Origin of the sequence: Enterovibrio makurazakiensis, assembly GCF_050336585.1 — a bacterium.
Lineage (GTDB): Bacteria > Pseudomonadota > Gammaproteobacteria > Enterobacterales > Vibrionaceae > Enterovibrio > Enterovibrio gelatinilyticus.
This window is the reverse complement of record NZ_JAKJSE010000039.1, coordinates 38,293-47,679: the sequence shown is the minus strand read 5'-3', so window position 1 is coordinate 47,679 and position 9,387 is coordinate 38,293. Positions and strand designations below refer to the sequence as shown.

6 protein-coding genes are annotated in these 9,387 nt (G+C 46.2%); 4 read left to right on the top strand and 2 right to left on the bottom strand.

Features of this window, described 5'->3' with window-relative positions:
• The 4 genes from L4D06_RS23785 to L4D06_RS23770 all read left to right on the top strand — a co-directional run.
• Positions 1-1,800 (top strand): type VI secretion system Vgr family protein (locus L4D06_RS23785; protein WP_429741877.1); only part of this gene is annotated, 1,800 nt, incomplete at its 5' end.
• Entirely contained in the window at positions 1,788-2,519 is a 732-nt protein-coding gene (locus L4D06_RS23780) for a DUF4123 domain-containing protein (RefSeq protein ID WP_429741876.1), read from the top strand. The genes L4D06_RS23785 and L4D06_RS23780, both read left to right, overlap by 13 nt.
• Complete coding sequence (locus tag L4D06_RS23775) at positions 2,516-7,327, top strand: RHS repeat-associated core domain-containing protein (protein WP_429741874.1); 4,812 nt, start codon at positions 2,516-2,518, stop codon at positions 7,325-7,327. The genes L4D06_RS23780 and L4D06_RS23775 overlap by 4 nt, the downstream gene beginning before the upstream one ends.
• A gap of 12 nt (positions 7,328-7,339) precedes the next feature.
• Positions 7,340-7,738 (top strand): hypothetical protein, encoded by a 399-nt coding sequence (locus L4D06_RS23770; RefSeq protein WP_429741872.1) that lies wholly within the window; start codon positions 7,340-7,342, stop codon positions 7,736-7,738.
• A 125-nt stretch (positions 7,739-7,863) separates the two neighbouring features.
• On the opposite strand, the gene L4D06_RS23765 is transcribed toward L4D06_RS23770, so the two are convergent.
• A complete protein-coding gene (locus L4D06_RS23765; protein ID WP_429741870.1) occupies positions 7,864-8,085 on the bottom strand; it encodes a hypothetical protein in 222 nt (73 codons plus the stop codon).
• Positions 8,086-8,256: 171 nt separating this feature from the next.
• Entirely contained in the window at positions 8,257-9,219 is a 963-nt protein-coding gene (locus L4D06_RS23760; protein ID WP_429741868.1) for a transposase, read from the bottom strand.
• Between the last annotated feature and the right edge of the window lie 168 nt (positions 9,220-9,387).

Here is a 9,387-nt window from a genome sequence, read left to right as displayed (position 1 = left end):
TTTACTCGCGGTGACACGGGGTTCAGCCACACCCGTTATTCATTGGAAATGGTGCCTGCCCTCTCGCGTTTATCCCTTCGTCATAACAGCCGTATTTTCCAGCAGCAATCTGCCCCTGAAATCATGAGTATTTTGCTGCAAGAAATGGGCATTGATGATTATGCTTTCTCCCTTTCAGGCAGCCCACAAACCCGTGAATACTGTGTGCAGTACCGCGAATCTGACCTTGCSTTCTTAACCCGTATCGCCGCTGAAGAGGGCATTTTCTATACCTTCTTGCACAGCAAAGACAAACACACGGTGTTGTTCTCTGATGACACGCAGACGTTATCTTCGTCCGGTCTTGCCCTGCCCTATAAYGCCACTGTGGGCGGCACTGCCAGTTCAACCTTTGTGAAAGGCTGGCAATTCTCCGCGCAGACTCGCCCTTCCTCCGCCCAACTGAAAGATTACAGTTTCAAAAAGCCCGCGTATGGCTTTTTGCATGACCACGCGGGCACTGAGATGGCCTACCAACGYGGYACGTATGAACACTATGATTTCCCCGGACGTTATAAGAGTGATGCCGCCGGTAAACCCTTTACCCAATACCGCTTAGAGCATCTTCGTCGCGATGCCATCACGGCAACAGCATCCAGCAATGTGCGCCAAATCCAAGCCGGCATGCTGTTTGATTTAACCGACCAYCCCGATGAGGCCATTAACCGTGATTGGGTGGTGGTCAGCTCGACATGTGAAGGCACGCAACCGCAAGCAYTGGAAGAGCATGGCGGTGAAGGCATGACCACRTACCACAATACCTTCTCGGTTATCCCGGCACACAGGCCTTGGCGCACCACACCACAGGCAAAACCCTGTGTGCATGGCCCTCAAATTGCCATTGTCACGGGCCCCGCAGGGGAAGAAATCTTCTGTGATGAGCATGGGCGCGTGAAAGTGCAGTTCCCATGGGACCGATACGGCAACAGTGATGATGCTTCAAGTTGTTGGGTACGCGTATCCCAAGGCTGGGCGGGCGGTCAATACGGCATGATGGCGATACCGCGCATTGGTCATGAAGTGATTGTTTCTTTCTTAGAGGGCGACCCTGACCAACCGATTATCACTGGTCGCACTTATCACGCCACCAATGTGCCGCCCTACCCGCTGCCTGCCAACAAAACCCGCACGGTTATCAGAACCGAAACCCATCAGGGGGAAGGCTTCAACGAGCTGCGTTTTGAGGACCAAGCCGAGCAAGAAGAAATCTATGTGCATGCCCAAAAGGACATGAACCTGCTGGTCGAGAACGACCGCAAAGACAACATCAAACACGACTTGCACTTGGATGTGGAGAACGAGCGCTTTTCACACATCAAGGTGGATGACCACCTGACGGTCGATGGGCAAAGCAAAGAACACATCAAAGGTGATAAAACCGTCACGACAGACAGCTCAATACATGTCAAACAAGCGACTAGCCAACTCGTCGATGCAGGCTCGGAAATTCACCAGAAATCCGGCGCTAAGCTCGTCATCGAAGCCGGTAGCGAGATCACCCTGAAAGCGGGCGGATGTTTTGTCACCGTTGATGGTTCAGGCGTTCATATTTCGGGCCCAGTTGTAGACCTCAACGCAGGCGGCAGTGCAGGCAGTGGTTCAGGGTTTGGGGGAATAGCGCCGACATTGCCGGGACAATTACCACCAAAGCCAGCCGACCCATTACCCATGCTCTCACCCGCACAAATCGCGACGATGAAATCTGCAGCACCTTTCTGTGAAGAGTGCGAAGCCTGTAAGGATGGTCAATGCGCAGTATAGAGAACGAGCAAAACACCCAACTCAACACCTATGCCATTTTTAACGGCACCAGTGAAGAGAACGCGCTCAAGCATTTTTACCGATTAGGTGGCAACGATGCCAAGCCACTTTGGAGCGGTACGGCTTACGCTGAATGGCATGATGTTATGCCCTACATCGCCGATATATCCGATCACGCCGCGTTCCTAAACTGGGAACAACAAGAAGCCCCCGACGATTGGGGAATCATTGTCAGCACGGAAGATTCGTTTGAAAACACCTTTAAACACTTTCGAAGCCTCACACAAGTTTGGATGCCCACCAGCGGACACGCTTTTTTCCGATTCTACGACCCAAGATTCAGCGTGAATGTCGCGCAGTGCTGCAACGACGAACAACGCAGTACGCTCATGGGCCCTTGCGTTAGCTGGAACGCGAAAAACCGTTCAGTGACTAACACCACACCCACTCCTTTTCTAAACGAAAAACCGTTTCCTTGGTGGGATGTGCCGAAGGATGTCATTGAGAAAATACGTTTAGATAAAAGTGTATTAGCAATGAACCTAGTGAAAGGGCTGGCTGGGGAGAGAGAAGATATTTACCTGAGTTACCCAGAAAAGATATTGGAGTACAAAGCGACTCGATTTGTAAATCGCTATGAAGGTAAAGATCAAAGCTATCTAGCCAATTTCATCATTCAACTAGAAGAAGAACAACAACGTTTAGGGTATACACGATGAGTAGTAAGCAGGATTATTATAACTATATAGATGAGCAATTCACTGCTTTCCCAAAACTATTGGATGCTTATCGTGAGCAAATGAACGCGTGGTATCTTAGATCCGCAGATTATGCTTCCGAAAAGTTCGATCTACCCTCTCTCTTATCTATGGATAAAACCATCAAAGCGGGTGACTCAACGACCACCGTTGGTAAAGATGATGATGATTATGCCGTTAAAGCGCTTTGCCCAAAGAGCGGAGAACTCCAAATTGAGAGTGTTTTTCAATCTATATACAACGTGCCGTTAGGCTCCATTCAGGTATACGTAAAATCAGAAGACGGTAAAGAAGTGCATTCCGTTACGCTGGATCAACAAGGTAAAGCAACAGTTGACAATCTAGAGGCTGGGGTAGTGTATGAAATCGTCGTTGACCATAAACCTACACAAGCAGAACTAGATGCCTTATTTTCCAACTATAACGTTATGGGAACAGATCTGGTTAACTGGCTAAAAGGAAAATGGGTAGGCTTTGAACCAGAGTGGAAAGGCTTTAAGTCTGAATGGGATCACTATTTTTCTCAATCGAAAGTGGACACCGTTTTAGAGAGTATCGGTAACTTTTTTGAGGGTATTTGGGATGCGCTGAAATCACTTTGGAATGGTATTGGCGAAGTTTATGACTTACTTAAAGATCCTGAAAAAGCGCTGGAAAACATGTCAGAAGGCGCCAGTGAAATCATTTCAGCAATAAAAAATGCCGCGTCGAATGCTCCAAAACAACTTGAAAAAGCGATGTTGTTCGCCTCTGATGAGGCTGCGTTGTATCTGCTAACCAGAGCCATAATGATCTATCTCTCGATCATTCCGATCAGCGGTATTATCAATGAACTCGCAAAGCTATCCGGCGCCGTTATCGCAGATATCATTATTGGTATTCTGGGTGGGTTAATAATATCGTTCATTGCCTCACCAGTCGTTGGCACAGCCTATTTCTTATATCGTGCAGCAAAAACTGCAGCAAAAGCAGTCCAACGAATTCTAAAGCCTATTGCGGATTTTATGACCGATGTGTTTGATATGGTCAAAAAACTGATAGAAAAAGCATCTGGCGAGTTTAAACGTGTTGCCATTAACGATGCAAAGGGTGGAAGTTATCGAAACGGCAAGGTTCAACTCAAAACAGACAACCAGAAAACATCGAAATTAGACAGTGACACCGACATACCTGACGATAGCAGTCCATCTACCAATCCCGATGATAAACCGACACAAAGCGAAAAAAACACTGAGTGCGATAAAGACCCAATATCAATGGCTACAGGCGAAGAACTGCTGTCCCTTCAAGATGGCTATCTACCTGGGCTGATTCCTTTTGAATGGAAAAGGCTTTACCGCACCAGTGCCGCTGAATTAAACCAAGGTTTAGGCTTTGGTTGGTCGCATAGTCTCTCACATCAACTCCACAATGCTGGTAAAGATGTCATTTGGACTGATGCTGAAAACAAACAAACACGGTTCCCAAAACCTAGCCGTAAGCTCCCTATTATTACCAACACGACTGCCCATGCTGCCGCTTACTTTGATGAAAATGAGCGAATCGTCACCATCGCAGAAAATGGTCAGCGCTTTCATTTCAAAGCAAAAGAGGATGAATGGCTGCTAGATGAGATAAGCGACAAATATCATCATCGCTTACTTATACAACACGACAACCATAATAGAGTGGAAACAGTAACGACAGAATCTGGCCTTCGTTTCAGACTCATTTACCAAGATCTATTGTTGTCTCGCGTCGACCTCTATCACAAAAAAGAACAAGATGAACGCCCTGTGTGGGTATTCATACACACACAAGCAGAATACTCCTATAACGAATCTGAGCAGCTCATCGCGGCAACCAATGCCAGTGGAGAAACCGAACGCTATCAATACGATGACCACAATGTTATCCAGTCCCGCGAATTAGCTGGCGGCGCGATATTTTATTGGGAGTGGCAAGGGGAAGGTAAGTCATCTAAAGCGATACGTCAGTACAGTAACCTTTCCAACATTGATACGACTTACGCTTGGGATGAATCATCCAACGCTGTTACGTTAACAAACAGTAATGGGACGCAGCAGGTTTATCAACATGATGAAAATGCGCGGCTCATTAAGGAGGTTGATGCTGGCGGCGGAGAATACCTAAAAGAATACGATAATAAAGGCCAGCTTCTAAAAGAAATCGACCCTCTCGGTAATACCACTGAGTATATCTATTCCAAATCAGGTGAACTGCAAACCAAAATAGCACCCAATGGATTAGTAACACATTACACCTATCTCGATGGACGTCTTGTTCAGGTAAGCCAAGACCAAGCTCAGTGGGATTATAAGCACGATAAATTGGGTAACATCACTTGGCAACGTGACCCATTAGGGCACGTGACTCGCTACGGGTACAACAACCATGGTCTCATCAATGCTATCCATCACCCTGATGGCACGAAGCACTCACTTGTTTGGAACGTCAATGGCGAACTGGTAGAGGAAACAACGCCTCAGGGAGAAAAGATCCGCTACCGATACGACATATTGGGAAGGCTAAGATACCGGCAAGATAGCCTCGGCATTCATGAGATGCATTATGACCGCAGCGACCGACTCACTAAGCATGTGTTGCCTGGCGGTAAAACGCGATATTACGAATATAACGCCTATAGCAAAGTCACTAAATTCACAGATGAAAAAGGCCGCCTTACTCAATATGAATATCGTTGGCCTTCTCATCAGGTTTCAAAAACAATCAATCCAGATGGAACGGAAGTTTCTTATCAATACGAAAACGCATTCCAATTCCTGAGTGATATCGTCAATGAAAATGGTGAGCACTACCATATTGATTACGCATCAACAGGGCACGTCAGCCGAGAAGTCACCTTTGATGGGCGTGAGTTGACGTATCAGTATGACAAACATACTCAACTTACTTCAAAAACAGAAAAAGGGGTCAACGGTGCTGAGCTCACCACTCAATACCAATATGACAGTTTGGGCAATGTCATCGTCAAAACGTTACCAGATGATAATGAGGTACGTTATGAATATGACACCCATGGAAGGCTAGTTGCTGTTGATGACGGCCATTGGCCACTCGCCTACCAATATGATCTGTTAGGTAGACTCACACAAGAACACCAAGGCTGGGCAACGCTGGGGTACTGCTACGATGAAGTCAGCAGACTCAATGCCATGGTATTGCCTGATGGTCAACGCGTGGACTACCGTTTTGACAGCGGTCAGCTAAGTCAGGTTAACCTCAATAACCAATTGCTGTCGAAGCATACTTATCAAGCTTCCGGCCTTGAGTTACAACGTCAGCAAGGTGCCTTAACGAGTTATTATCAACATGACGATCAAGGTCGGTTACTCGAACATCGCGTTAAGCAAAAGCAGCTTGAGAAAATCCACCGTAAGTATCACTACAACAGCGTTGGAAACCTCACCGACATAGAAGACAGCGAACGTGGTCAGAAGCAATACCACTACGACCCGCTTGATCGTCTTACTGCGGTAAGGGGTGTTCAGAACGAAGATTTTCATCATGACCCCGCTGGAAACCTGCTGCTGAATAAACAGGCCAATGTTGAAGGCAACAAATTGCTGTTTCAGGGAGACAGCCATTATCAGTACGATGAATTTGGCCGGCTAACACTGGAAGCAAGAGGAAAAGGTAGCAAGCTCGTTTCCAGCTATACCTATGACTGTCAACACAGGCTCGTTCAGCTGGAAAAACCCGATGGCTCAAAAGCTTCTTATCAATATGACGCGTTTGGGCGAAGGATTTCCAAATCCATCACCGACAAAGCGGGCAACACAAGCTCAACGGAGTTTATCTGGCAGGCCGACAAACTATTGGTAGAAACAGATAACATTGAGCGCTATCAGACCTACCTCTATGAATATGGTAGCTTCCGTCCTTTAGCACTAATAGATGGTGAAGGGGCGAACAACCAAGAGACCTATTTCTATCAGCTCGATCAGCTCGGTACCCCACTAGAAATTACGAGCGTATCCGGAGAAGTTGTCTGGTCCGTAGACTATAAAGCGTATGGCAACTTAGCCTTAAAGCGGGCAGAGAAAGTCACCAGCAACTTACGCTTTCAAGGGCAGTATTTCGATGAAGAAAGCGGCCTACATTACAACCGACATCGCTACTATAGCCCAGCGACAGGAAGGTTTATAACATCGGACCCTATTGGTCTGGCAGGCGGGCTGAACAGCTACCAATACGTTAAAAATCCTTTATCATGGATTGACCCATTAGGTTTAAGCATGTGTAAGGGGGACTGTCCTGAGGCTCCAAACAATACTTCCATCGATTTAGATAATATAACTCCATCGGATATCCCGTCTTTTAAAAGTGGGGAGTTTAATGATTGGTTCGATGCAAGAACACCAGAGGAACTTGCCGCTCTGTATCAAAACCAAGGACTTAAAAACAAAATATCTGACGGTTTACGTGGCGCTGGAGGTAAACACGAATTTATGATGGTTGTTGAAGCCCCTCAGTGGAGTAGATGGGGGGTTAAGGCTCAGCAAGTGCAAGAAGATTTTGCAATTCCAATATCAACACTCAATGAGGGTGGGTTAGCTAAAGGTTGGAAGCATTCCACTGGAATAAAGGGCTCTAAAGCACCTGGCTCAAAAACTGCGCACAATGAATTGCAGTTGGTAATTCGGAATTCTAGCAGTCTAGATGAATATAAGACAAACATGAGAGCATGGGCAGAGAAATGGATAAATGGAGGGTATGATTCACTACCTTCAGGTTTTCATGACTAAACGGGTAATTGTATGCCATTAAAAGACTATTCTGACGAAGACGACTACTACACTCAGGGGTTTGAGAAGAATGGGGTTGTATCTATTTGGGTCGGCTTAAAAGACAATACTGACGATCCCGAAAATTTGGATGTTCTGCAGGATTTGTGCGGCGTTGGATATTATGAGCTAGATAATCAAGAAGCTAACTGCTTTGACTTTAGGCTAGTAGCCTTAGAGGATCTCCTAAAAGAGCTTTCCTATTACAAGTCATTTTTGAACGAAGCGGTAGATGCAGCTCAAAATAAAGGGCTATCACAAGCTCTTTGGGTTACGGTGCAATACGATTTTGCATATGATCCAAGCAGAGTGAAGAGAAGAGTTGCCGACGACCCGATATTTCTCGGACATTTTAGCTACATAGCAGAATAGACCATATTTTAGCCATAAAGCCCAGTATCACACTGGGCTATTATCATTAATAGGATAAAAACTTGGCAAAATTTAAGTTGGTAGGTTATTGTAGTCTCAATATACATCTCGCTGTATATTGAGCGCTAATCAAAGCTAATTCTCAACCACTCACAAAACGCATGGGTCGACAGGTTTCGTTGCTTAGCTTTCTCATCCATTCGGCCTGATGCCACCGCACTCACCCAATCTTCCAGCATGGCTTTGAAGCCCTTGGTTTCCAGAGTATCTATCCAATCGGGCAGCTCGACAGTTTGGGTGACGATAGTAACTGAGTAACTGGGACAGTCGCCTTTAGAGGAGACCAAAAATCGGCATGAACACCTTTTCAGCTTTGCGGAATAATGCGCGATTTTAGATTGGCTTAGCGCTCTTCAGCACAAGAAAAGACTAAATCTGGTTATACCGGGAGATAACAGGCACACGAAAACCACCAAGACGTTGGTTATTCGAAGAAAACGAGTAACAACTGGGTGATGCTAGCTAACAGGTATACGAAATCCGCATAATCGCTTTCGCCCTAGCAGCGGTAAAGCATCTTTGATAGAGGTTTCAGTGCCCACCAGAGTTCCTTTTTCAACCTGGGCATAAGTGTCAAGCCACTCGTCAGAGTCAAACCCGAGTCGATTAAGTATCTCAGGTGTTCGGGTATCAATCTTACCCCGTTTATCTTCTCGGCTTTGACGTCCTGTCCAATCAACGAGTTCTAGGTAATCCATCAAACGAAAAGGCAGCCCCTCTGGCATCGGCTCTCTCGGGTTTCCTGCAAAAGGAAAGAGGTGACGGGCGGTGGCTTCTTCTTTTTTCAATGACTCAATTCGCGCTTTGACGGACGTATGCTCGGAGGTTTCAGGAGTTTCCGCTATCGCCGCTCTTATTGGATTCAAATCCACATAGGCCATCGCCGCCGCAAGGGCTTTTTCATCGAGTAACGCTTGGCTTTTGAACCGCCCTTCCCAGAAATGACCGGTGCATTTGTCTTCTCGGTTGGCTTGTGACGCAATGTGTTGGTTAAGTAAACGCATGAACCAACTGATTGATGCCAAACGCTCTCGCCAAACCTCTATTATTTCAACACATCGTTCTGTTTCTGAATCAGTGAGCGTATTGCCTTGAATGAAGCGTTGAACGAGTGAAGGTCCTTGATGAAACGCCAACCAGCGCTCGGCAACGTCATGTGCCGTCAGCTGTTTAGCTTTATCTGCATTAACATGAAGCACCACATGATAGTGATTGCTCATGATGGCATAGGCACAAATATCAATACAAAATGCGCCTGCTAGCGCGAGTAGCCGTTCTTCAATCCAACCACGACGATGTTCATAACTTTGCTGCGCTTTTTCATCATATCCGCAAAGAAATGAACGACGCACACAACGCGAAACACAATGATAGTAAGGGGTAGCGTCAATACTAATGAGGGATGAACGAGCTTTTGTCATTGAGGTATCAGTCGCGAGTCGTTGAACAATAACGGGATCATATCGTTCAGCAACGCTGCATTCATCTTGGATGAGCTGTCTTTGAGCCCGAAAGCACTATCGGATGAAACTGACTAATTAGTGCTTTTCTTAAAGTGTGTGTCCCCATTATTCTTATATCCCCATTAT

What these genes read in the sequence shown, in the direction of transcription:
- L4D06_RS23780 (WP_429741876.1), top strand. Translation starts at nt 1,788, where the DNA reads ATGCGCAGTATAGAGAACGAGCAAAACACCCAACTCAACACCTATGCC.
- L4D06_RS23775 (WP_429741874.1), top strand. Translation starts at nt 2,516, where the DNA reads ATGAGTAGTAAGCAGGATTATTATAACTATATAGATGAGCAATTCACT.
- L4D06_RS23770 (WP_429741872.1), top strand. Translation starts at nt 7,340, where the DNA reads ATGCCATTAAAAGACTATTCTGACGAAGACGACTACTACACTCAGGGG.
- L4D06_RS23760 (WP_429741868.1), bottom strand. Translation starts at nt 9,219, where the DNA reads ATGACAAAAGCTCGTTCATCCCTCATTAGTATTGACGCTACCCCTTAC.